The following is a 24,605-nucleotide window of genomic DNA, read 5'->3' on the forward strand; positions in this document are numbered from 1 at the left end:
TTGATTGGTATTAATTATAAATGATTGATTGAGTTACTGATCTTAAAAAAAACCTGATAACTCAATCAATCAAAAATCAATAAATCAATAATTAAAATCTAAAGTGAGAGAACGCCTTGTTGGCCTCAGCCATTTTATGCGTATCTTCTTTCTTTTTAACCGCAGCACCTTCGCCTTTAGCAGCGCTGATAATTTCTCCGGCTAATTTTTCCATCATGGTTTTTTCGCCGCGTTTACGTGCGTAGCTAATTAACCATTTCATACCCAAAGCAACTTTACGCTCCGGACGAACTTCTGTAGGCACCTGGAAGTTAGCACCACCAACACGGCGGCTCTTTACCTCAACAGCAGGCATTACATTGTTCAAAGCTTTTTTCCAGGTATCTAAACCGCTTTCGCTTGTTTTTTTCTCAACAAGCTCAACAGCGTCATAAAATATAGTGTATGCTGTAGATTTTTTACCATCATACATCATATTATTTACAAACCTTGTAACCAAAGTATCGTTGAACTTTGGATCAGGAAGGATAATTCTCTTTTTTGGTTTTGACTTTCTCATTGCTTTCTATCCTCCTTAATTATTTTTTCTTCTTAGCTGGAGCACCTTTTCCAGCAGGAGCTGCAACTTGTCCTGGTTTCGGACGTTTAGTACCATATTTTGAACGACGCTGATTACGGCCGGCAACACCCGATGTATCTAATGCGCCACGGATAATGTGGTAACGTACACCCGGTAAATCTTTAACACGACCACCGCGGATTAACACGATTGAGTGCTCTTGCAGGTTGTGACCTTCACCAGGGATATAAGCATTCACTTCTTTTCCATTGGTTAAACGTACACGCGCAACTTTACGCATTGCTGAGTTTGGTTTTTTAGGGGTAGTGGTGTACACACGGGTGCACACGCCTCTTCGCTGTGGACAGCTGTCCAACGCTGGCGACTTACTCTTGTCAACCAGAGCTACTCTACCTTTTCTAACTAATTGCTGAATAGTAGGCATTGTTCCTTTTAATGTTTTTGTTTTGTCCCACAATTTGGGACTGCAAAGGTAGTAAGTTAATTTTTGATATTCAAGTGGTTGAGTTAAATATTTTTAGGTTGAATTTGGGAGTTGGAAGGTTGAAGATTGTTGGAAAGTTGGAAGGTTGGGAGTTGAAAGGTTGGAAAGTTGAAAGGTTGGAAAGTTGGAGGTTGGAGCTGTAAAGGTGCAGGGATGGTGATTATTAAAAGTTGGAAGGTTTAAAAAGTTGGGATACTGATGGTTAAAAAACTACCGGGCTTAAATGAGGGTGCGATAGTTTATATCATAAAGCTTGTGTTTTTTTGAAAAGCAGGGCCATTGCTGCTATCAACGGCAGTCCCGCTTTACGCTTATACTGCGCTGGCCTTAGCCACTGGCCGGTATTCGCTGCAATCGGGTTTAGGTAAAGGGGGGCTTGTGCTGGTAACCTGAAATAGAGGTGCACCAAACAGTTCACCCCCGCTTTTTTCAGCCTCGCCTTTTTTGGGCCTTTCGGCTCCATCTTTCGTGCTCAACTTTACGATGGTTAAATAAAACAGATCCTATCAAACATGAAACCCATCCTGATCAAGCTTAGTTTTTTGCTGCTATTGATAGCGGCCTGCTCCAAAAGTAAAGATTCCTCATCCACGACCGATCCGGCGGACGATGACCTCGAAGGCCCAATTTCGAGGCCATCCTCAGGCTATGGCGCCGATGGCCCCTACCAGGTTGCCCAGGTAAGTTTCCCTAATACCGAATATCCGGGCACACAGATAACCATATTTTATCCCGCCGGTATTACATCTCCCAAGCCAACTATTTTTTACTCGCACCCCTACGGCGGCGAGGATAAGGACTATAATATAGGCCTGTTTAATTTTATTGCCAAAAAAGGATACGTAGTGGTATTTGTACCCTATGCCACCAACGATGTAAGCATCGATCATCGCTACACTACCTTATGGGCAGGCTTTACCAAAGCAGCTGCCGATTATCCACAAATTATCGATACCAAACAAGTGGGTTTTATGGGCCACTCCTTTGGCGGGGGCGCTTCCATAGGCTTAGCTTACAAGGCTTTTACCACTAACGGCTGGGGGCAAAACGGGCGCTTCCTGTTTACCATGGCGCCATGGTACAGCTACCAGATCACCCAGCAGCAGTTGCAAAGCTTTCCGTCAAACACCAAAATGATTACCCAGGTTTATGATGAGGACACCTATAATGATCATCGCCTGGCTATCGACATTTATAAGAACATCAATATCGCCGATAGCGAAAAGGATTTTTATTACCTCAAAACATCTACCGTAGCAGGGTATACTTATCATACCTACCACAACCTGCCCAATTCGCGCACTGCTTACGATGCTTACGACTATTACGGCATCTACCGATTACTGGATGCCCTGATAGATTATAGCTTCAATAATAATCAATCGGCAAAAAAAACAGCGCTGGGCAACGGCTCTGCCGGGCAGGTAACCATGCCAGGCTATAAGGGCGAGTTAATGGCACCGTTGGAAGTTACCGATAATCCGGTCCCTAAATACAGTCAAAGTAAATACCTGTTTCCATGCAGCAGCACCGATAACCCACGAATAGCCAATTGTAATTGATATTTTAGTGTAACAATCCGTACCCTGATGAAAAAGATTATTCCATTTCTGTTGCTGTTTACGGTATGTATGGCGCAAGCCGGCCATGCCCAACCATCTTTCGCCAAATTAGATAGCTGGCTGGCCAGCCATGTCAGTGATATGGGTGGCCGGGATATGCTGCTTATATATAAGGATGGTAAAATAGTGTACAGCCATGCCGTAAACGATATGAGCCTCAAACAAAAAATGCTTAATAAGCTAATTGCCCAAAGGCAAGGCAAAACCGCCGACCTGGGCGACTATACTGCAAATACCCGCCAGCAGATAGCCAGTTGCAGCAAATGGCTCAGCGCGGCATTGGTTATGACCTTTGTAGACGAAGGTAAATTGAAGCTGACCGACACCGTTGGCCGGTTTTTGCCAATCCTCTCAAAAAGAGGAAAGGGTGGTATCACCATTGCCGAATGCCTGTCGCACTTAACAGGTATCCTGTCCCCCGATTTGAAAGAAAACCTGCAGGACATGGCCCAGGCCAACAATATGGACGAAGCTATAGCCAAAATTGCCAGCTACCCCATGGAAGGCCAGTCCGGCAAAGTTTTCCGTTACAGCAATTTGGGTTTGCAGATTGCCGGTGCCGTGATTGAAAAAATAAGCGGCCAAAGTTTTGAAACCTTATTTGCCCGGCGAATTGCCGAACCGCTCGGAATGACCAGCACTGATTTTGGCAAGCACAAAGTAGCCTTACCCGCCGGAGGTGCAACCAGCACGCCTAACGATTATATCAATTTCCTGGTGATGATTTTAAACAAGGGCACCTTTAATGGCAAACGCATACTCTCTGAAAGCAGCATCGCCCAAATGCAGGTTAACAGAATAACCGCCGAAGTTAAAGTTGCCTATTCGCCAGCGGAAGCAGGCAATCCGAGCTATGGCTTTGGCGAATGGATTATGGGCAACGGCACGGTGAGTAGCCCGGGCCTGTTTGGCAGTTTCCCTTGGGTTGATAATAAGGAAAAGTACTGTGCGTTCCTGATGGCCTTTTACCTGAAACCTGATGGCAGACAGGCAAGGTATGCTGAACTGAAAAAATTGGTAGCGGAGGCGGTGAAGTGAGATTTTAAGCATTTTGCTGTTTAAATGGATTATCAGCTCAACTTAAATTTATGCCTTTATCAAAAATGGCAATCAGCCGATGGCTTTAACCCCTGTTTATCTTTAGTTAAAGTTGGTACACCCTTAGGGAAGGTAATGATCCAGATGCTGTCGAAATCACTATCGGGCCACCGTAGGTTTTTATCGTCCACACCCAACGACCGCACAATAGAGGCGATTGCCTTATGTTCCCATACCATCAGTATGGTTCCTTTTTTTGCTTTAAAGTCGGCAGCTACCTGTACCGAATCCCTTTCCTGGTGTACGGTATTTACCGTAAGGTTATATTTAGCCGCCAGAGGGAGCACGGTTTGGAACATCCGCGCGTGTTGGGTTGACTCGCCCAAACCCAGTTCAGGTACGTATACATAATCAGGGATTCCAAATTTAGCATAAATTACAGCGGGTAGCTGCATAGCACGGTTCAAACCCTGGCAATTCAGGTTATCACCTTGGGGTGGTTTTTCGCCGTGGCGAATAATTACTATCTTAAGCTTTTCCAATTTGTGGGCAGATTGCGTGAAACCCGGATCCGGATGCATAAACAAAACAATAAGTGAAATGATAACGACTACGGCTCTTTTCATTGGTACGAAGATAAGGCAAGGTTAACAGACACGAATATAAGCCAACTATTACAACATTTGGCTAAGGAGGCGTACTATTACAGTAAGAGAAGCAAAAGAAAGTTTTAAGGATACTTAAGCTGCGGCTAAATGGGCTTCGACCTTATCAAGCAAGCTGCTGATATCAAAAGGTTTTTCCAAGAAATCATCAGGGCCGTTTTTTAGGTGCAAACAATCGCCCAGGTTATGTGTAGCCGAAATCAGTATCACCGGGATTTTTCCTGCCCCTTCTTGCTCCTGCTTTTGTTTAATGTTCTGGCATATTTCGCGGCCATCCAGGTTGGCAAGCATCACATCTAATAAAATCAAATCCGGGTGATATCGCCGGATATTTTCAAATATTTCGTCGCCCCTCGAAAAGGTATTCACCTCGTATCCGTTATACTCTAATATATCTCTAATGGCGCTTAAAATGGCCAAGTCATCGTCCAGCACTAATATCCTCTTGCACATATCTTTCATTTCATTATTATTAACAAGCATAGCAGGCAATATTTGTGCCACGATACCAACAGGCTCATTCACTACTGATTAAAATATTTTAAAGGCGATAAACGTTTTATGCATTACCTTTGGTTTTACATTAATGGCATTGCATGACTAAATATTTACTATCAGCCTTTTTATTTTTTAATGCTGCGGCAGGTTTAGCACAAGCCACCGCAGACACCGCAAAAAACATAGGTAAATCGCCTTTAAAGGCCTTAACTGATGAACAATACAAGGCCTATACCGACGGAGTTGATATCAACGGACTGGCGCTGGTAGCCCAGGCCAACCATTACCCGGATCCGGGAAAAACACTGTTGTTAAAAAAAAATCTCGGCCTAAGCGCCGCGCAGGTAACTCAAATCAGCAATATCAACACAGAACTACAACGTAAGATGAAGGAAATGGGCGCCTTTATGATCAAAAACGAAAAAGCGCTGGATGCCCTTTTTAAATCGAAAAAACTGGACGACGGCACACTTATATTTTATACCAACCGCTACGGTTTGTACCAGGGCGAGCTGCGGAACGCTATTTTGCAGGCTTATGTTAAAGTACAAGCTATTTTAGATGCAACCCAGCGTAAAAAGTACGAGCAACTACAGAAAATTGAGCATTAATTAATATACCGTTTGAATTATTTACTTTTGCCCCTTAATGAGCGCAATGAAGATTACATTTGATTTTGAAAAACCGTTAGCCGATTTGCAACTGCAAATGGAAAAGGTGAAACAGGTTGAAGAGAAGACCAAGGTTGACATGTCGGCAACGTTAGCCGAGCTTGACGAAAAATTTGAAACCACCAAAAAAGAAATATTCACCAATTTAACCGGCTGGCAGCGGGTACAGATCTCGCGTCATCCGGAACGCCCCTATACCTTACAGTACTTGGAGCTGATGTGCGACGACTTTATAGAAATGTTTGGCGACCGCACCGTAGGCGACGACAAAGCCATTGTAGGGGGCTTTGGATCGTTAAACGGACAAACTGTAATGTTTATTGGCCATCAAAAAGGCATCAATACCAAAATGAGGCAGTACCGCAATTTTGGTATGGCCAACCCCGAAGGTTATCGCAAGGCGTTAAGGCTGATGCGCATAGCCGAAAAATTTAACAAACCTGTTGTTACGCTGATTGATACCCCGGGTGCTTTTCCGGGCCTGGAGGCTGAAGAGCGTGGCCAGGGCGAGGCTATTGCCCGCAATTTGCTGGAAATGTCGGTATTAAAAGTACCGGTAATTTGTGTGATCATCGGCGAAGGAGCCTCTGGCGGTGCGTTGGGCATAGGTATCGGCGATCGGGTGCTGATGCTCGAAAACTCATGGTACTCCGTTATATCCCCGGAAAACTGTTCAACCATTTTGTGGAAAACCTGGGAAAATAAAGAAAAAGCTGCCGAAGTGTTAAAGTTAACATCGGTTGATATGTTAAAAAATAAGCTGATAGACGGTGTTATTAAAGAACCCCTTGGCGGCGCACATCAGGACCCGGTGGCTATGGCTGCAACGCTTAAAAAACAGTTACTCAAGGACCTGAAAATGTTGAAGGAAAAAAACACCGACGACCTGGTTGCAGAGCGTATAGAGAAGTTTTGTTCGATGGGCGTTGTAATTGATGCTTAAGTTAAAAATTTTTGAAAAAATCCTTTTGACTTTTAAAATATCATCCTATATTTGCATTCCATTTCGGAATCGACAAGAAACTGAAGGAGATTGCCTGATAGTATAATGGTAGTACGACGGTTTTTGGTACCGTTTGTCTAGGTTCGAATCCTGGTCGGGCAACAAAAAAATCAAGTAAACCCGGATCTAAACGTCCGGGTTCTTAATTTAAAAAAGAAGTATCAAAATCCCGAAATCGTTATTTCGACATACGCCACCTGAATCATGCCCCTCCAATTTAATCCCGTTAAATTATTCTCAGGCTCAGCAACCCAAGCACTCTCTGATAAAATTGCAGAAGCTTACGGCAAAGAACTGGGAGATGTAATTGTATCCAGGTTTAGCGATGGGGAGTTTCAGCCGTCATTTAACGAGTCGGTACGGGGATGCGATGTATTTTTAATACAAAGCACCAACCAGCCTACTGATAACCTGATGGAGCTGTTAATGCTGATTGATGCCGCACGCAGGGCATCGGCACATTATGTTACGGCGGTGATACCTTACTTTGGTTTGGCCCGGCAAGACAGGAAAGATAAACCGCGTGTAGCTATAGGCTCCAAACTGGTAGCTAATTTACTGGTGGCCGCGGGTATTAACCGGATTATGACCATGGACCTGCACGCCGCGCAGATACAGGGTTTCTTTGACATACCGGTTGACCATTTGGATGCTTCGGTAATATTTGTGCCCTATATTAAAAGCCTCGGGCTGGGCAATTTAACGATAGCCTCGCCAGATATGGGCGGATCATACAGGGCACGTACCTTCGCCAAGTTTTTTAATGCCGAAGTGGTAATTTGCGATAAACGCCGTAAACGTGCCAACGAAATTGAATCGATGACGGTAATAGGTGATGTAACCGGTCAGGATATTGTTTTGATAGATGATATCTGCGATACGGCGGGTACATTGGCTAAAGCGGCCGGCTTAATTATGGAGCGTGGCGCAAAGAGTGTAAGAGCGGTTTGTACGCATCCGGTATTATCGGGTAACGCTTACGAAACCATCGAGAACTCGGCCTTGACTGAATTAATTGTAACAGATACGATCCAGTTAAAGCAACCAAGCCCTAAAATAAGGGTGCTATCAACCTCCGAATTGTTTGCCAAGGCTATTGCCAACGTGAACGAACATGGCTCAATCAGCCAGTTGTTTAAGGTGGATTGAGGAGTGAGTCCATGGTCCATGGTCGATAGACCATAGACAGGAAGGATTAGAGGGTTTGTGGTTGATAGACCATAAACTAAAGTTAAGAGATGTACTATGGACTATGGTCCATTGACTATCGACTAACAAAATAACAAAATGAATTAACAGATGTTACTATGGACTATCGTCTATTGACCATCGACTAATAAATATAAATTAAATACAATGAAATCAATTACTATTAGCGGTTCTCCAAGAGAGAGCGTAGGGAAAAGAGACGCCAAGTTACTGCGTTACGAAGGCAAGGTGCCTGCAGTGCTTTATGGTGGGGCAACACAAACCCACTTAGCGGTGTCCGTAACTGATTTGAAAGCAGTTGTTTACACACCTGTTGTTCATTTCATCAACCTTGAAGTAGCAGGCAAAACTGCTCAGGCCATTATTAAAGACATTCAATTCCACCCGTTAACCGAGGAAATTATCCACGTTGACTTTTTGGAACTTGATGCTGCAAAACCGGTAACTATCGAAATTCCGATCCGTTTAACCGGTACTTCCCCAGGTGTTAAAACCGGTGGTAAATTAGTTCAAAAATTAAGGAAGCTGCGTATCAAAGCTTTACCAGGCGACCATATCGATAACATCGATGTGAGCATTGCAACTTTAGAAGTAGGTAAATCAGTACGTGTAAGCGACTTAAAATTAGAGAAACTGATTATCACCAACGCTATCGAAGATACTATCGTTTCTGTAACTACCTCACGTGCATTACGTCAGGCAGAGCAAGAAGCTGCATCCGGTAAAAAATAATCAGGATTCTGCTACTACAAAAAAAGGCTTCCCGGTTTCGGGGAGCCTTTTTTATTGATATAGTTCAACCTGAACTGTATCATCAGTGCAATTAACCATACGGCTATAAACGGTATCAATAGCAATAAGGCCGGAATAAAATAGAGTACGAAAAACAGCACAAATAAAAATGGCGCCATAATTAAAACGGATGTAAAATAAGGCTTTCGTGTTAAAAACGGCAAACTAACTACAAAACCGTGCGATACCAGCAAGCCCAGCCAGCATATAGCCGAGAACGAAGCCATTGAATTGGCTTTGATGTTAGTAAAAGCACCGGGAAACTCAATCGAGTGCAATGATATATATCCCCAAAGGTCAGGCACATCTACACCTGGCCATATCGATAATAAGATCATCAAAACAACTGCTATTTTCATTGTTACCTGCCATTATACCCAGGGTAAAATCACCTTGGTTTACTGGTAAAATTACGACTATAGGCATTTGTAAATTTTGACTTATATCAAAATATCATTTTTTCGCTCTTATCCTGCTTAACGTTTCCTGGCTTATCCCCAGGTGCGACGCGATTTGCCGCAATGAGGCCTTTTGAATCACATCGGGATACGTTTTGATTAAGGATTGATAACGCTCCTGGGCAGATAAGGTGCGCAACGCGATGGCTCGTGCCTCACTTTTGATATAATATTGTTCTGTAATTATCCTCCCTATCAAATTAAACTCCGGAAAATTCTGGTAAAGGGTTTGCATTTGTTGCCAGGTGATGGAGAGCAATACACTCTCTTCTAAAATTTCAATACTTTCTGTGGCCGGCTGTTGGGTAAAAAAACTATAAACAGAAATCATCATATCTCCGGGTCCCATAAACCAGGTGGTATACTCTTTATCTTCATTTAAATAAAAGGCCCGTGCAAAACCTTTTTGTATAAAATAGATTCGCCGGTTAACCTGCCCTATTTTTAATAGCAATTGTTTTTTACCTGGCTTATCTTCTCTCAGCATCTCAACAATACTTTGTTGTAAAGCGGCCGATAATGGTGCTATACCATTCAAAGTTTGTATTAATGCCGCCGTTTCCAAAATAGTAAAAGTTTAATAACGATGGGCCTTATAATAGGCATTTTAACTTGACACAATGGCGATTTTAACACTTTATAAATATGCACTATTAAAACTTTAACCCATAAAAAAAGTTTAATATTGCACACAGCTATCCCCACCAAATGAAAATACGCTCCATTTTAACAGCCGCATTCGTTATTACGTCCTTAGCAGCAAACGCCCAAACTATTTTGAGCGGTATAGTTACCGAAAGCGGTAAAAACACCAAGCTCGAAAATGTTTTTATTAAAGATACCGGCAGCAAACAGGTAGCCCTTACCGATAAGTCGGGTAGCTTTGATATCCGTACTGCCGTTAATCACACCCTCATCTTCTCCTCACCCGGGTATATTTCTGATACATTATATGTGATCGATATGAAACCCAAACGTGTAGAGTTAAAGTTGCGCGGTATCAGTTTAAATACGGTTGATATATCCAGTAACGCAGCACCATTTAACCCCGAGGCTGAATATCCTGAGATTTACGAGAAAAGCAAATTCGCCCTCTCCCCTTCCCGCATCTTCGGTAAAGAATCCCGCGATGCACGTCGCCTAAAACACTATTTTAAAACCGAACAGGAGCAAAGGCAGATTGACGCCGTTTTTACCAAAGCGTTGGTGAGCAGCATTGTACCGCTAAAAGGCGTCGATCTGGATAACTTCATGATGATGTATCGCCCAACATTGGCATTTGCCAAAAACAGCTCTCAACAAACATTAACAGTTTATATCAATGATTCGTACCGCAAATTTAAGGCCCTGCCGCCCGAAAAACGCAGTTTGCCGAGATTAAACGATTAAAAGGAAAAAGCAGGAGGCAAGAGATGAGAAGTAAGTTGGCTTAACAAATACAATAAGTCGGCTCACACCAAAACAAACCGAAGCCCTGTCTAAACCGCGTAGCGCTCATGCACACCAAAACAAACCAAAGCCTACAAAATCTCTGCGCTTTATACTCGCTCGCATAGAACACGCCCCTCTCGAGAGGGGAATCGCGCGGGCTGCCGCTTTTTTTATATTGTATTGATAATGAGTACTTTTATTTAGATCCCCTCTTGAGAGGCATAGCCGTCAATTTAAGTAGCTGTACTCATATATTGTTGATTTTCAGTTATTTAATTTTTAGGCGCGGTTTGCCCGCATGGGCAAACCTATGTATTTTTACTCTCATATTTTTCGTTTTTTAAGGCGGGGAGGTTTAGATGACCCCGCCTTTCTTATTTTTGTTTAACTATCTAAATATAGTATTTAAATATCTAATAATCAAATACTTATTACAATTTCTTCTATTTTTAACCTATGTTTTCTGTGCTCTTTTGAAAGGTGCTTTAAGTTTAATTTCTCCAACAGAGCTAACCACTTTGAGCATATCCCTAAAAGCTGCGCTCGCAATTCTTCTTTCGTAGAAGCGATTAGTCGATGCACCTTTAAAACACTAATTTGACCTATCTTACCGATAGCCATGCATATTTTCCAACTCAAAACTGCCCAGATCAACTTACTGTATAATATACTGGTTATACGATCCGAACTTCCTTTGGGGAACGTGTGTATCTTTAAAAACGACTTCCATGCTTTAAAAACCAATTCTATCTGCCATCGCAGGTGATATAACTTTTGGATCAATTCAGCGCTATATTTTTCGCTCACCAGGTTGGTAACAATAAAGTTAAACCCTGCCCGCTCTTTGAATCCCTTACTGGTGGTACTGCCTTTCTTTTTATTGTACTTTTCAGTATTGGCTATCCGCCTTGCCTTGAGCTCTTCACTTACCGGTTCTATTATTATCCTTACCGGCATCTTATCAGCTCCGATATATACCTGTTGATCAAATACGCCGGTTATGCCTTGTAGTTTCGACAACTCTAACTTTTGGTATTGGTCGTCCTTTAATAGATAAATCGTTGTTTTCGGACATAATTTATTAATAAAGAAAGCTTTGACTTTGTTAATATTGTTCATATAACTCAAGTGAGTGTAACCCAGATCTCTCATATATAATACCCCCGGCTGAATTGATGCCTTGTCCAGATGACTCTCACCCTGGTCATTTGCGTTGGCCGGAGTTACTTTGATATCGCTTTTACCACTTTTGATTTCAAATTCAAATTGTACAGATGCTCCCGCTTTCATCCCACTTCCTTTTGTTCCGGGGAATGTCTCTGCAATAACTTCCGGCAACGCGAAACGGGTAGAATCTTTGATACGGATCTCCAAGCCCTGTGTTTGCTCTTGCGGTAACTCAACTGCTATTAATTGCTCAAAAACGGCTTGTACAAACTTTGTCATATTGCTGTGATGTCTTTGATGCAATGCCTGCTTCGAAATATCAAGCCCATCCCTCCGCATTAACTGCATACTCATGCCGTTAAACGATTGATCTCCATCAAATAACGCCATATCCAATAGTTCCTTGCCTCCCACTTTTCGTTTGCGTTGTATAGCCTCTGTTTTACGGGCCAGGCCATCTAACACCGTTGGTTCAAATAGTTCCGAACTCATTCGCTCGAATAATGACTGCAATTTTGCAGTTCCGATTCTTGCTCTAAAAAAATTTTATCCCTTTTTTTTCTAAAGTTGACGGCTATGCTCTTGAGAGGGGGCGGGTTTGGGAGTGCGGCTGCAGGGGTGTGTTCGCCGTGCGACGAACTGTGCAACCTGCGTAACTTACCTACGGCACGAAACGTTTATTATTGATCATTTCTGCCGGGCTTTTACTCCTAACGGAGTATTTTAATGGCACCAAAAAGATGTGGGTGCACGGTAGCGTACCGGGAAGGGTTGGGGTTGTGCTTCGTCACGCGGCAATTGAGCGGCAGATGCTCTAAATTAAGAATACAGATTATTAATATAAGAATACACACTGACAATCAAATACTTAATAACACATCATCATAAGCGCAACTACTTAAAGTTATGCCTAAACCAATCAATACATCTTCCGGCAAATATTACTGCTAAACAAAAAATTAATTTATTGTTAAATTGTCATAGAATTGTTTATCTTCACAATAATGACAGTGAAACCCCTAAGGTTAATTTTTAGTTTGATTACTATTTTATTGTTTGGGCTTGCTCCCATCAATATTGATGCGCAAAGTACTTCCCGCTGCGACTTGATTTGCGGCAAATGGATGTCGTCGGAGAAAAACCTGAGTGTTTTGGTATATAAAGAAGGGGAGCAGTTTAAAGCCAAAATAATATGGTTTGATGATAGCGACGACAAAAGCCGCCCGATGGAAACCAGGCAGGATACCGACAATCCAGATCCTTCACTCCGGAATCAGAAAATATTAGGATCAAGCATCTTACGAAATTTAGTATACCAACCATCCAGTAACTCCTGGGAAAACGGCCTGATATACGATGCTAAACATGGCCGCCACTGGAATTCGGCAGCCTGTATTACTCCGCAGGGCGTGCTTAAAGTAACCGGCTACTGGCACTTTAAATTTATAGGTAAAACACTTACTTTTACCCGCGTTTAATTTAAAACCTGAGTAACCGCTTTAACCCAAAGCGCCACCTGCCATATAATGAAAAAAATAACCCATACCGCTTTAACCCTTGTATTGTTCCCGCTGTTGCTGATCTCGGCACGACTATACAGCCAGGATGTTAAACTGAATAAAGGCACCGTACTGCATGTTAAGCTACATGGTAAAACATTAGAGGGAAACCTGGAGGGCGACTCCATCGACCGCTCTCTTGCTATTTACCTTCCGGCCAGTTATAAAATCAACCCTAAGCGCCATTACCCGGTGGTTTATTTTTTGCATGGCTTTACCGATAACGACTCCAAATGGTATGGCCTAACCAAGCATTGGATTAACCTGCCTGCTATCTTAGATACGGTATTCTCCCAGGGGGGCGCCAAAGAAATGATCTTTGTAACGCCCGATGCCGATACCCGTTATCGCGGCAGCATGTACTCTAACTCCATTACTACCGGCAATTGGGAAGATTTTGTTGCTAAAGAGCTGGTTGCGTATATGGATACCCATTACCGTACCATAGCCAAAACCTCAAGCCGTGGCCTGGCCGGCCATTCGATGGGTGGATATGGCACCATGCGCATCGGAGAGCGGAATCCCAACGTGTTTTCGAGCATTTATTTGTTGAGCCCTGCCAGCTTAGCCCCCGTTATGGCCCCGTTAAGTACCGAACAAATGAATGCAATAGAGGCCGTGAAAACTTTTGACGATTTTAACAAAGCCGACTTTTTTACCAAATACCTTTTTGCCTCGGCAGCAGCATGGTCTCCTAACACCAATAAGCCGCCATTCTATAGCGATTTTCCTTTTGCCGATGGGCAAATGTTACCAGCCATACAGGCCAAATGGATAGCCAACGCTCCATTAGCATCGCTGGATCAATATATTTATAATTTAAAACAACTACATGCCATTGCTTTTGATGCCGGGGATAACGATATACCCGGTATTGCAAACAGTATCACGGTGTTAGATAGCGAACTGAACAAATATGGAATTAAACATAGTTTTGAGATTTACCCCGGCACCCATATCAGCCATATCGGGCAGCGTATCAGTCAAAAAGTGATCTCTTTCTTTTCGGATAATTTAGCGTTTTAAGGCACTATAATCCCTTGCCATGTAGGGCATCAGAGACGAAACGGCTTATCAGGTATGGAGGAAGCGCTATGGTTGATGTACGGCTAACCCTGGCTATGTTGATGCCGCAAAAGTTGCCGCTCTGATCAAAGACGGGGCCTCCGCACTCTTCAGGTTTTATTGCCGTATCATGTACAAAAACTGAATCGAACCCCTCGTTCCTCAGGCTGGCGCCGCCATCAAAGGTATCGGCTATGTGTTTATTATATACTTTGGGCATCTTTTGAACTAAAGCATCAATATTCAATCGTTCATTCTTCCGTAACAGACTATATGCAATCCTGTCACCCGGCTTCATCACAGCTCCAATTAAAGTTGCCTTAGTTGCCGACTTTACATGTGTATGATTTAAAGAATCTACCAAGTCTCCAACCTGCAGCCCAAATTGTTGATTAACATCCATAGTAAAACCTTCTATTTTAACTGATTGCCCAACAGTTGTAAATAATACGCCGAGTGCAGGCCGTGTTTGCACCTCCACCTTGATCAGGTTACTCCCTAAAACTCCCAACTTAGTGCTATCCATAAATGAGGGCGAAAATAAAAAGGCACCCTCTTTGATACTTAATGTATGAGCCAGCGCTGTTTTTAATTTAATTCCCGATGCTAAACCTTCGGCTTTCAACAATATCAGGTCGTTTACAGAGTCGCGTTTTACGATGACAGCCTTTACTGTTTTCAGATCGTCAGTTGTTAAAACCGGGCTATCGCCAACAATGGAACTTTTGCTGACTACGTAATTGCCCCGGCCATCATTTAAGGAAACTATGCTACCCCAGGCCTGCATAACCACCGAACCGAGCGCGCTTTCTATCCCGACAGTTGCCTTGTGATTAAGTTTTGATGAGTTCAGCAATTGAGCAAACGGGATCTCCTGTACTATAGCAGCAGGTTCATCAGTTGTTTTTTCAGTTTGTTCTGCATCGGGGTAAACATCCACCGGATAATCTTTGGGAATAGTTAACGCCTTCCAATATTTCCGGTAATTATCAACAGGATTTTCAAGGTTCACCGTTAACGAGTTTTCAATCTTGCTGTGCAGCCCGATGACCTGACCAGAAAGATCAAATACAGGGCCGCCGGAATCTCCTGGTTCCATCAGGCATGTGGTTTGCAACTTACCTTCGGGCGTTAATGTGCGGTCAACATATCCGAGCCGAACCACAGGCTTTTCAAGGTCGGCGATAGAGGCCGGATAAGCTATGCTCAGGCAGGCTTGTTTTACTTTTAAATTTTGCGACCAGCCCATCTCGCAATATGGCAGAATAACCGGGCCAGCCTCTATCTTGATTAAAGCCGCATCAACTACCGGGATACGGCCTAAGGCAACTCCTAAATACGTGCGTCCATCCGGAAGGAAAACCTGGTAGATTTCGTTTGCTACCGTGGCATGTGCGGCCGTGAGAATAAAGCCATCAGCGGTGACTATTACACCGCTGAAAGCTCCAAACCTATTTTTTCCAGACTGATCATAAGGAGATATTTTAACGCAAGCCGGGCTAACTTTGGCAATCACTTTTTGTACTTTTTGCTCAAAAGCTAACGGACTTAAAGTTTGCCCAAATGCAGCACTATGGGTGCAAAAAAATAAAAATAATGATACAGCCCTTAAAACCAATTTGCCAATTCTCATTTCAATTATTTTTTATCGAAAATTTCCGCAAGTTTTGCATCTAATTTGGTTGGATCTACCGGGCCCGCGTTGTTGCCTTGAGGATCAATCAGAATCATAGAAGGCATTTGTTGTACCCCGTAAAATTTCGCGATAGGATCATGAGCGCCTTTCAACGATGACACCTGCACGCCACTAATATCATGTTTTTGCATGGCAGCAATCCAATCATTACGCTTGGTGTCCAATGATACTGCAATTATTTCAAATCCTTTTTGCTTATAAGTATCATACAGCTGCTTTACATACGGAGCCATTCGCAGGCAAGGGGCACAGGTAGATGACCAAAAATCAAGCAAAACATATTTGCCTTTGTAATCGCTTAACTTAACCGGGTGATTATTTTGATCCGAAGCGGTGAACTGGAATGCAGGTTTACCCAATTTCCTGTTGGTGACATTATCGATTATACTGCGGATCTCCAATCCATAAGGCCCCCCTTTTAGGCGTTTAGACAGTGCGTTATACTGTTTCTCCTGTTCTTCGGGTGTTAAAAAAGCTACCCGTTTTATCATAATATAACCTGCTATATCCTGATCGGCATATTTGGTGGTTACATAGTCTTGCGCATGCAGCAAACTATCAAAAATGGGTTTATAAGAGGCGATGATCGAATCTTTTTGCGCCTGTGTTTTACCAACCGATTTTTTCAAGGCTTGTGTACGGGCAAGGTTGGTTCTGAGCCCCTTCATAAAAACGTTATTATACTCCTCAAGAAGATCCTGCTCAAGCCCTCCGTTAACCTGCGTAGTAGCCTGCAACTGAGGGTCGGCAGCGTTGGTTATCATCACATCAGTTTTACCGGCATGCACCAGCAATTCTTTCATATACGCCCGGTTGATACTTAAATATACTGAACTGTAGATTTCGGGAGCAGGCATGGTTAAAACTGCCGCGCCATTTTTTACTATCGCAGAATCAAGCCTCACTACGGCGCCGTCCCTGTTAGTTGTCAACTCCAGATACCGGCCATCGCCACCCGGCCATTTTACATTTACGTTAAAGCTTTTAGTTTGTGCCTGGCTAATGGCCGGAAGAATTAATCCCAGCATCATCAATAGCCCGGGTATGGCTTTTTTTAAAATTCTCATTCTTTTTATATTAAATTGTTAGATGTTACACTTTATTAAATTGTTGCCTTTTAACGCTGATTAGTGAATCAGAGCTTTATAACTTAAAGCCTGTATATTACCTATTACTTTTGCTAAGAGCAGCATACCTATCTGCTTCCTTTTTTTTGCCGGCCAGCACGCAGAGCTTGATAATGGTGTTGTAATTATCGTCATGATCCATGATGTCCATTTTTTCTTTAGGCATAGCCGATAGTAAAGTTGCCGCGGCCGTTAATACCGCTTTGTCTTTACAGTATTGCATCATGTACCTGATATAGGGATAAGTAATTTTCGATGGGCTGCCGAGTGCGTGTATTTGATTATAATATTTAAGCGCCGATGTCAGTTCAGCCCACCTGTTATTTAAAGCCAGGCGATGTACATTAAAAAGCGCCCTAATGGCTTCAGTATGCTTAAAGCGGTCATCATCATTCAAATAGCTTGATAAGATAGCCTCTTTCGCAGGATCCTGTTTCAATATCAGCTTACCATCTTTTTCCTGGGGCTTTACCATCTCATCTGCCGCATTCTGAATGGCGGTACGCAACTGAAATTCCAGCATGCCCAGATCGGTAACCCTTTTCATGCGGAAGCCCCAGTAATTTTTAACCACGCGGCCAAATACCGGCGAATAAGGGTCGGAAACGGAACGGCCTACAAGGCTCCACATTTTAGGATCGAGCATTTCCTCGTCAGTTATCCGGTCCAAAATCTCCCGGTCTACCTTTTCCGATTCCTCACGAAGAAAGCCGTCTTCAATACTCTGTTTATAAGTCTGCACAAAAGCCAATGATTTTTCGCCCGCCCGTAAACGTGCTCTCATAGCACTCAGGCTGTTGCCATTGAGGGCAGCCTGCATTTTAGCAATCAGTGAGTCGGCCGGATGAAAGCCACCCATTTTATGGATCATTTTACCATCCTGATCCAACAGGATAAGCGACGGGTAACCGGTTATTACATCTTTATACTGAGCCCGCAGCTTTTTACCTTCCGGCTGGTCCAGATCATATTTTACGTTAATAAAGTTGCTGTTAAAGTAATCGCCTACCTTTTGTAAAGGAAAAACTTCCTGATCAAGTTGCTTGCAGGGCGCACAGGTTTGGGTATATCCATCTATAAAAATGATCTTATTTTGCTGACGCGCCATATCCAGGATCTTTTCGAGCGGCTCGTCATGTAAAAACCGGATTCCCTGCGCAATGGTATTTCCTGCAAAAAGCAATAAAATACCGCAGTAGACCAGATGTAACAATTGCTTTTTCATAGATTGCTTATTTTAACAATTGAAGCCAGCTTTTCCTGCAGTTTTTCGCCGCGAAGATTTTTGGCAATGATCTTCCCATCAGGCCCCACTAAAAAGCTTCGCGGAATTGGGCTTACATCGTTCAAGGCAGCAGACAGTTCAACGCCTCTTTGCAGATCAGGCACCTGCTTATAGACTTTTGGGACATAGGCCATGCAGGTCAGCAACAATGTCGCTTTTAAAAATTGCTTTATCATGGTGTGTTTGTTATTGCGGAAACGTAAATCCTAACGAGAGCAGGGCTTGTTTTAAAAGTGCATATTTCGACATCACCAAAGGATAACTACCGTATTTAGCAGAAAAATCGCTTGCTGATAAAACCAGCATTACATTTAGGTAACTGGTTAAATCCGTAGCCTGAGAAGGTGTAGGATAATATACGGCAGGCGTAATGCCGTTAGGAGCAATAAAGCCATAACCCTCTTCGGCCTGGTAATTAAGATAGCCGTTAACGTTTGTGCCGTAAACGTATTTATTATAAAACGAAGCGCTAACGGCATAAAAATTAGAAAGCATACCTGTTTGTGAAGCTAAACTCGCCGTTAAAATCGACTTAAAGATATCGCGCTTGTAGGTTTTAACCGAATCCGGAATCATATTCTTAATCAGGCCGATCTTTCCGATCACCACCGTATTCAGGCCGAGATAGGTTGTTAGCAAAACCTTCGTTCTGATATTTGGATATGAAATTGTGTAAGTAAAGACCGAGTCGACCATAAAAATGGAATAGGGTTTTAATTTAGGCCCCAATGCAGGTATGATCTGATCGCGAATGAGTGCAACCGCATTAATCCTATCTGAGGTATTCTTCGACAGCCTATAAGTAATTGATGAATCAATACTGGTTAAGTGATAACCAACATTGAGCTTAACAAGCGGGCTTTTTGTTAGTGTATCGGTATATAACAATGGGATGCCGGTTGAAGTATAAACCTTAAATATCTGATTGTCGAGCACGCTGGAGGCATTGTCATATCGGGCAAACGGATCTGGCGTATAAGGATCTACCACCAAGGAGTCGTTTTTTTTACATGAAAACAAAGTAACCGTAACGCAAAGCAGAAAAAGACTGATATGATTTTTCATTTGATCTGTTTTTTAATAATTAAAAAGTTCTGTCCTGGCGTGTCGGATTTTGTATCAAAACACCCTGGTTAAACACAATGGCCTCTGCCGGGATAGGAATCAGGTAATCCGGATCGCCGGGCTGTAAAACGAGTGAGGCCTTCAAGAAAGGTGCACTGCCATAAACCACATCCGAGTAGGTATGCACGATGGTTTTTGTAAAAGGATATTTAGGATTAATGGCATAACGTTTTAAATCAAACCAACGGTGGCCCTCAAAACATAGTTCGCGTCTCCTTTCATCCCTGATAAAATTAATCAGGCTAACATCTGCCAAATTGATGGGGGTATAATCAGCGGGTAGAAAACGGGATTGGCGCAAAGTATTAATCGCAGTGTTTGCATCCGCAGTATTACCTGCCATAGCCGCGGCTTCCGCTTTGTTTAAATAAGCTTCGGCATTGCGCATAAAAAAGTTGTCGGCAAATACCTCAACCGGTTGTACATTGTACGTGGAGGATATGTACATTTTGGTATACCTGTACTTACCCAGGTTATCGCGCTCAAAAAAGGCAAGTCGCCGCAAATCCGTGGGCTGATAAAGGCTCATCAAATCAGGTGATGGCTGAAACGTTTTCGGAAAGTTCTCGCTCATCAAAAAGCACATCGCATTTCCACCTTGTGTAAAAACGGTTTCGGGCGAGGATGCTGAGAAAAAACTGGTATGGGCCTGATATCCGGCAAGGTTATAAAGCATTGGTTTCCTGGCTATCACTTTATCAGCAGCAACTGCGGCATTCGCCCAGTCTTGCATATACAGATAAATTCGGCTTTGCAAAATATTAACAGCATTAACATCCACATGGTAAATAGAACTTTGAGTTACACCGGCCAGCAGGGTTTCTGCATTTTTGAGGTCGGTAATCATTTGCTGATAAACACTATCAACCGTTGAGCGCGTAAAAAGATTATCCTGCACAAACTCGGCAGTTTTCAATGGCACGCCCAGGTCTGTTTTAGCAGTGACTGGGTTATATGCCTTTGCGTAAGTGTTTACCATATAAAAATAGTAATTAGCCCGCAGAAATAGCGCCTCACCGCGAATGCGGTTCAGCTCGGCGGGGTTATCATTTAACGTGGTGGCCTGGTAAGCAATAATATTGCAGGCATTAATGTTAACATATACTTTAGCCCACGTATCATCATTACTAACAACATAAGTAGGGCTAACAAACGGATTGGATTGCCAGGTATAAAAACCGAATACATCGGCCCGCTGATCGGTATAATAAGGTGAGATCACCGCTTCTGTAATATCATCGTCCATAGCGTTTAACCACCCGAAATAAACCGGAGCTGATTGATTTTTAAACGATGTGGTAGGGATTGGCGGCAGGTAGTGCGGCATATATCCCGTACCGTTCAGTACTTCTTGCAGTTTTACCGAATTATTGGCGTATTGCAGGCTTTGCGATTGCTCGGCAAGAAACTTTTTGCATCCGGAAGCTACTACAGACAGCAGGGCCAGGGCGAACGCGAGGTGTTTAATTTTTAACAATTTCATAACGTATTTTTTTAGAAGGAAACATCAATGCCAAAGGAATATGTAGGGCGTTGCGGAAGCTGTATGGTATCATCAAATCCGGTTTGCTCAGGGTCCTGCCCGTTTAGCGCCTTGCTTGCAAAGGTGTAGAGATTAACACCTGATAATATGACCGAGGCCGCTTTAACACCGATCTTATTGATCAGCCTGTCGGGCAAAGCATATCTGAAGCTCATTGTTTTGATCTTCAAAAAGTTACCGCTCGCTGTCCGCACATCCGACTGATCATACATTTGCCATATATTTTGTGCGTATTGATAGGTTTGCCCAGCCGAAGAATTATTTAGTGTGCTGGCATAGGCGGCACCTGGTAACAGACCCGGTATATTGGTGAAAGCCTCATCACCTGGTTTCCGCCAGCGACTCAGCAAAAGCAACGGTACATTTTGCTCCGGTAAGGGTGCTGCCGTTCCATACAGATAGATTGAGCCATCTGCCCCGGTATAAAGTTTAGACAGGCGTACTTTTGAGCCTAAACTATAAGCGAGGTTAAAGCTCAATGTAAAATTGCGGTAGCTAAAATAATTATTGATACCTCCCTGCAGGGTAGGAATACGATTTCCGGAAGGGGCCAGCACAGTTTGATAAACCTGGTCTGGCGTTTCCTTAGCATATATCAGGTTATCAGCCGCAGATACATTTTTAAATGTAGGATACCCAAGCTGATGATTCAGGCCATTAAACTGGTACGAATAAAAAACATCCACGGGTTTACCATTAATGATTTGCGAACCGTTAAGATAGGTTTGATAAGTATTAGGGTTTGAGACACCTACCGATTGGTTTTGCCCATTGTTATTAATAGCCTTAGCCAGCAATTTATTAATAACCTGGCCTAATTCAGGGTCAATACGCCAAACAAAGCCTTTGCGGTTTTTATCGGCACCCAAATTGTTAACGGGTTTAAAGCTTAACATTAACTCCAGGCCCTGGTTTTCCAGCGTTCCTGAATTTACCACATAAGTAGTTCTGCCGTTTACATCGCTAACCTGTTTATTTAAAAAGGCGTTGGTTGTTTTTTTATGAAAATAACTTACGGCACCGTTTATCTTATTGTTAAACAAGCCAAAATTAAGCTCAACGTTAACCTGGCCCGTTTTCTCCCAGTTTAAATTGGGGTTTGGGTACGAATTAATGGTAGACGAGTACTGATTGGTAATCGGGTCGAGCGTGCCTTGTTTGATGATCAGGTTTGGTGTGGCGTTATCTAAAATATCACCCTGGTAACCAAACGATGCCTTTAAAGCCAGCAAATCAACGGTTTCTGATTTTTTGAAAAAGTCTTGCGTAATATCCCATCTTCCGGAAGCCGACCACGTTGGCAAGAACTTTTCCTGGCTGGCTGCTCCAAATTTATTCGAGTAATCCGTACGGGCATTAAAATTGAAGATATACTTGTTATTTATACTATAGGTGCCTGAAAAATAACCCGATAACAAATTACTAAGGCTCTCTGTAATCTGATCGACATTGGTAACATCGGCCCATTGCGCATAAGCTGGATACGTAACTGGATTTACCGGCGCAAATGAGTCGCCTCTGTCAGACATAAAGCCCCGCCTGGTTACGTTTGAACCATTGTAACTATTGGATGATATTTCAGATCCAAGAAATAAGCTTAGTTTATCCCTTTTCCGGCGGCCGATATCTTTATTATAATTAATCTGCCCGCGTAACAGGTACGAAGCATTTAAAATTTGATTGGTGGTAAGTTGCCCGCCGTACGGCAGCAATGTTAAAAGCGGATTGGGTTGTGTACCATATTCGCTTTGCCTCAAGCCAGCCGCATAAAAAGTATTATCATCGTAACTTATTTTTTCGTTGGTGTTATTACGGGAGTAGGATAGTAAAAATGTTCCATTCAGATCGCGGTTTAATTTATAGTTCAGGTCGTTAGTTACACTCACTCCCGAGTTATCGCTGATATCTCTGGAATGCTGCATCTCGTTTAAAATGTTAAAATTGAACAGTTTGCCGGTATAAAAGTCTTGCCGGCCATAGTAACCTAATGATCCGTCGTCGTTATAGGCAGGTATAGCCCTGCTGGTATTATAAGCGTATGACAAGGCATTAACCGATGATGCTACATAATTCCTGGTTTCAATATTGTTTCTTAAATTCATGGTCCAGGTTAACTTTGGGGTAATTTTAGCATTCAACTTTACAAAAACATTGTATTGCTTTACACCTTCTGTTTTAACGGTACCCGTTTGGCTGGCCTGCCCTATTGATGCAAAATAACCCAGCTTATCAGTACCACCCGAAATACTTAAATCGTTTTTGGTTGATATTGCGTTCTGCGTAATCACCTTAAACCAGTCTGTATTGTTCGATTCCATCTTGTTAACGGCCTGTTGAAACTGATCGTAGGCATAAATTCCGGAGTAGAGCTTGCTTATTGCACCTTCGTAACCTACGTAATTGATATTTGTAGGGTAAGCAATGCCACTGGCAATCACATCTTTGGAATAGCCCACACGCTCGGCTGAATTCATCACATTAATATTATGATCGTTATAGCTCGGACGGGCATTAAAAGTAACGGAGCTACTGTAATTAATAACAGATGCGCCGGCATGTCCTTTTTTGGTTGTTATTACAATTACGCCGTTGGCTGCCCTAACACCATAAAGCGCCGTTGCCGAGGCATCTTTCAATACATCAATCTGTTCAATATCAAATGGATTTAAGCCTGATATGGCGTTACCCAGCCTGCTCACAAAGTCGAGATCGTTAATGCTCTGCGGGTCAACCCCCACCGGATCATTAACAACTACACCATCAACCACCCATACCGGATCACGACTGGCTAATACAGTGGATGTTCCGCGAATGCGAATCTTAGGCGAGGCGCCAACCTCGCCTGAATTATTGAGTACAAACAGTCCGGGAATCCGCCCCTCCAGCGCCTGATCAATGGAAAAAATACCTGGCACTAAAATATCGGCGGCTTTTAAGGAAGTAATGGCACTGGTTAAATTCCGGCTATCAATCTGCTGATAACCATCGGTCACCATTACTTCACCCAATTTATTATCAACCGGGGCTAAAACAATACGGATTTTTTTACTTTCGGCGGCAACAGTGTACAGGTAAGGCTTAAAGCCCACAAATGATACCATCAACCTATCTCCAGGCAAAGCCGTTATGGTAAAATGCCCTTTACTATCCGCCGTTGTAACCTTGCCTTTAGTATATATTGATATTGTAGCTCCGGGCAATGAGCTGCCGGCTACCGAATCAACAACAACACCTTCTATTATTCCAGCTGTAACGTTAGATTTAGTTCCTTTCGGGATAATCATCACTGTTTTATTTTCGATAATAAAATCCAGTGGCTGATCTTTTAACAACCTGCTCAAAAACTCAAGCAGCGGCACCGCTTTTACCGTTAATGTTACCGGCTTGGTTTGCTGCATCATACTTTCGGTATAAAATACAGCGTAGCCGGTTTGCTGCCTGATGTTGTTAAATACTTTTACAAGAGGAACATCCCTGCCTGAAAACGTTACTGTTTGCGCCCTGATCATCTGGCTCGAAAACAGCATGGTTAAGACAATAGATACCCTGTAACAAAGAGTCTTTGCATTCATTTTTTAAAATATGTT

General features: G+C 42.9%; 24 protein-coding genes and 1 tRNA gene. 10 read left to right on the forward strand and 15 right to left on the reverse strand.

The annotated features are described in order from the left end of the window. Nucleotides 1-91: 91 nt before the first annotated feature. The 3 genes from rpsG to MUCPA_RS10505 form a co-directional block, all read right to left on the reverse strand. Nucleotides 92-559, reverse strand: a complete 468-nt coding sequence (gene rpsG / locus MUCPA_RS10490) for a 30S ribosomal protein S7 (RefSeq protein ID WP_008506301.1) — start codon at nucleotides 557-559, stop codon at nucleotides 92-94. Nucleotides 560-578: 19 nt separating this feature from the next. Beyond that, nucleotides 579-1,004 (reverse strand): 30S ribosomal protein S12, encoded by a 426-nt coding sequence (gene rpsL / locus MUCPA_RS10495; protein ID WP_008506303.1) that lies wholly within the window; start codon nucleotides 1,002-1,004, stop codon nucleotides 579-581. Between the two features lie 371 nt (nucleotides 1,005-1,375). Then, a complete protein-coding gene (locus MUCPA_RS10505; RefSeq protein ID WP_157543867.1) occupies nucleotides 1,376-1,540 on the reverse strand; it encodes a hypothetical protein in 165 nt (54 codons plus the stop codon). A 36-nt stretch (nucleotides 1,541-1,576) separates the two neighbouring features. Between MUCPA_RS10505 and MUCPA_RS10510 the strand changes: the two genes are divergently transcribed. Both MUCPA_RS10510 and MUCPA_RS10515 read left to right on the forward strand, forming a co-directional pair. Next, nucleotides 1,577-2,626 carry an alpha/beta hydrolase family protein gene (locus MUCPA_RS10510; protein ID WP_008506307.1) on the forward strand — a complete coding sequence of 350 codons (1,050 nt, stop codon included), beginning with the start codon at nucleotides 1,577-1,579 and terminating at the stop codon, nucleotides 2,624-2,626. 27 nt (nucleotides 2,627-2,653) lie between these two features. Then, a complete protein-coding gene (locus MUCPA_RS10515; protein ID WP_008506309.1) occupies nucleotides 2,654-3,724 on the forward strand; it encodes a serine hydrolase domain-containing protein in 1,071 nt (356 codons plus the stop codon). 59 nt (nucleotides 3,725-3,783) lie between these two features. Here MUCPA_RS10515 and MUCPA_RS10520 read toward each other — a convergent pair whose 3' ends face one another. Next, the gene (locus MUCPA_RS10520) at nucleotides 3,784-4,350 is read right to left on the reverse strand and encodes a histidine phosphatase family protein (protein WP_008506311.1); all 567 of its coding nucleotides are present in this window, start codon (nucleotides 4,348-4,350) and stop codon (nucleotides 3,784-3,786) included. A 114-nt stretch (nucleotides 4,351-4,464) separates the two neighbouring features. Further along, nucleotides 4,465-4,914, reverse strand: a complete 450-nt coding sequence (locus tag MUCPA_RS10525) for a response regulator transcription factor (RefSeq protein ID WP_008506313.1) — start codon at nucleotides 4,912-4,914, stop codon at nucleotides 4,465-4,467. A gap of 71 nt (nucleotides 4,915-4,985) precedes the next feature. Here MUCPA_RS10525 and MUCPA_RS10530 point away from each other — a divergent pair, with 71 nt between their 5' ends. The 5 genes from MUCPA_RS10530 (at nucleotide 4,986) to MUCPA_RS10550 (ending at nucleotide 8,502) form a co-directional block, all read left to right on the forward strand. Beyond that, a complete protein-coding gene (locus MUCPA_RS10530) occupies nucleotides 4,986-5,498 on the forward strand; it encodes a Spy/CpxP family protein refolding chaperone (RefSeq protein ID WP_008506315.1) in 513 nt (170 codons plus the stop codon). Between the two features lie 46 nt (nucleotides 5,499-5,544). Next, a complete protein-coding gene (locus MUCPA_RS10535; protein WP_008506316.1) occupies nucleotides 5,545-6,501 on the forward strand; it encodes an acetyl-CoA carboxylase carboxyltransferase subunit alpha in 957 nt (318 codons plus the stop codon). A gap of 91 nt (nucleotides 6,502-6,592) precedes the next feature. Continuing rightward, nucleotides 6,593-6,663, forward strand: a tRNA-Gln gene (locus MUCPA_RS10540). Between the two features lie 102 nt (nucleotides 6,664-6,765). Further along, on the forward strand, nucleotides 6,766-7,710 hold the full coding sequence (locus MUCPA_RS10545) for a ribose-phosphate pyrophosphokinase (protein WP_008506317.1): 945 nt from the start codon (nucleotides 6,766-6,768) through the stop codon (nucleotides 7,708-7,710). Between the two features lie 207 nt (nucleotides 7,711-7,917). Next, nucleotides 7,918-8,502, forward strand: a complete 585-nt coding sequence (locus MUCPA_RS10550) for a 50S ribosomal protein L25/general stress protein Ctc (RefSeq protein WP_008506318.1) — start codon at nucleotides 7,918-7,920, stop codon at nucleotides 8,500-8,502. A 14-nt stretch (nucleotides 8,503-8,516) separates the two neighbouring features. On the opposite strand, the gene MUCPA_RS10555 is transcribed toward MUCPA_RS10550, so the two are convergent. Both MUCPA_RS10555 and MUCPA_RS10560 read right to left on the reverse strand, forming a co-directional pair. Further along, the gene (locus MUCPA_RS10555) at nucleotides 8,517-8,921 is read right to left on the reverse strand and encodes a hypothetical protein (RefSeq protein ID WP_008506320.1); all 405 of its coding nucleotides are present in this window, start codon (nucleotides 8,919-8,921) and stop codon (nucleotides 8,517-8,519) included. A gap of 94 nt (nucleotides 8,922-9,015) precedes the next feature. Beyond that, nucleotides 9,016-9,585 carry a Crp/Fnr family transcriptional regulator gene (locus MUCPA_RS10560; RefSeq protein WP_008506321.1) on the reverse strand — a complete coding sequence of 190 codons (570 nt, stop codon included), beginning with the start codon at nucleotides 9,583-9,585 and terminating at the stop codon, nucleotides 9,016-9,018. Between the two features lie 143 nt (nucleotides 9,586-9,728). Here MUCPA_RS10560 and MUCPA_RS10565 point away from each other — a divergent pair, with 143 nt between their 5' ends. Beyond that, nucleotides 9,729-10,409, forward strand: a complete 681-nt coding sequence (locus tag MUCPA_RS10565) for a peptidase associated/transthyretin-like domain-containing protein (RefSeq protein ID WP_008506322.1) — start codon at nucleotides 9,729-9,731, stop codon at nucleotides 10,407-10,409. A gap of 462 nt (nucleotides 10,410-10,871) precedes the next feature. Here MUCPA_RS10565 and MUCPA_RS10570 read toward each other — a convergent pair whose 3' ends face one another. Then, a complete protein-coding gene (locus MUCPA_RS10570; protein ID WP_008503844.1) occupies nucleotides 10,872-12,110 on the reverse strand; it encodes an IS4 family transposase in 1,239 nt (412 codons plus the stop codon). A gap of 512 nt (nucleotides 12,111-12,622) precedes the next feature. Here MUCPA_RS10570 and MUCPA_RS10575 point away from each other — a divergent pair. Both MUCPA_RS10575 and MUCPA_RS10580 read left to right on the forward strand, forming a co-directional pair. Continuing rightward, the gene (locus MUCPA_RS10575; RefSeq protein WP_008506323.1) at nucleotides 12,623-13,096 is read left to right on the forward strand and encodes a DUF2147 domain-containing protein; all 474 of its coding nucleotides are present in this window, start codon (nucleotides 12,623-12,625) and stop codon (nucleotides 13,094-13,096) included. A 48-nt stretch (nucleotides 13,097-13,144) separates the two neighbouring features. Beyond that, nucleotides 13,145-14,203: an alpha/beta hydrolase gene (locus MUCPA_RS10580; RefSeq protein WP_008506324.1), complete on the forward strand. Its 1,059-nt coding sequence runs from the start codon at nucleotides 13,145-13,147 to the stop codon at nucleotides 14,201-14,203. A gap of 4 nt (nucleotides 14,204-14,207) precedes the next feature. On the opposite strand, the gene MUCPA_RS10585 is transcribed toward MUCPA_RS10580, so the two are convergent. The 7 genes from MUCPA_RS10585 to MUCPA_RS10615 form a co-directional block, all read right to left on the reverse strand. Next, entirely contained in the window at nucleotides 14,208-15,875 is a 1,668-nt protein-coding gene (locus MUCPA_RS10585; RefSeq protein ID WP_008506325.1) for a trypsin-like peptidase domain-containing protein, read from the reverse strand. A 5-nt stretch (nucleotides 15,876-15,880) separates the two neighbouring features. Beyond that, entirely contained in the window at nucleotides 15,881-17,005 is a 1,125-nt protein-coding gene (locus MUCPA_RS36935) for a TlpA disulfide reductase family protein (RefSeq protein WP_008506326.1), read from the reverse strand. 97 nt (nucleotides 17,006-17,102) lie between these two features. After that, nucleotides 17,103-18,290, reverse strand: coding sequence for a thioredoxin family protein (locus tag MUCPA_RS10595; RefSeq protein WP_008506327.1), 1,188 nt, complete (start codon nucleotides 18,288-18,290; stop codon nucleotides 17,103-17,105). Next, complete coding sequence (locus tag MUCPA_RS10600) at nucleotides 18,287-18,526, reverse strand: hypothetical protein (RefSeq protein WP_050982073.1); 240 nt, start codon at nucleotides 18,524-18,526, stop codon at nucleotides 18,287-18,289. Before MUCPA_RS10600 ends, MUCPA_RS10595 begins: the two co-directional genes overlap by 4 nt. Nucleotides 18,527-18,536: 10 nt before the next feature. Further along, nucleotides 18,537-19,415, reverse strand: coding sequence for a hypothetical protein (locus tag MUCPA_RS10605; protein ID WP_008506328.1), 879 nt, complete (start codon nucleotides 19,413-19,415; stop codon nucleotides 18,537-18,539). A 19-nt stretch (nucleotides 19,416-19,434) separates the two neighbouring features. Next, nucleotides 19,435-20,958, reverse strand: coding sequence for a RagB/SusD family nutrient uptake outer membrane protein (locus MUCPA_RS10610; RefSeq protein ID WP_008506329.1), 1,524 nt, complete (start codon nucleotides 20,956-20,958; stop codon nucleotides 19,435-19,437). A gap of 11 nt (nucleotides 20,959-20,969) precedes the next feature. Continuing rightward, entirely contained in the window at nucleotides 20,970-24,590 is a 3,621-nt protein-coding gene (locus tag MUCPA_RS10615; protein ID WP_008506330.1) for a SusC/RagA family TonB-linked outer membrane protein, read from the reverse strand. Between the last annotated feature and the right edge of the window lie 15 nt (nucleotides 24,591-24,605).

Source organism: Mucilaginibacter paludis DSM 18603 (assembly GCF_000166195.2).
In the GTDB taxonomy this organism is placed as follows: domain Bacteria; phylum Bacteroidota; class Bacteroidia; order Sphingobacteriales; family Sphingobacteriaceae; genus Mucilaginibacter; species Mucilaginibacter paludis.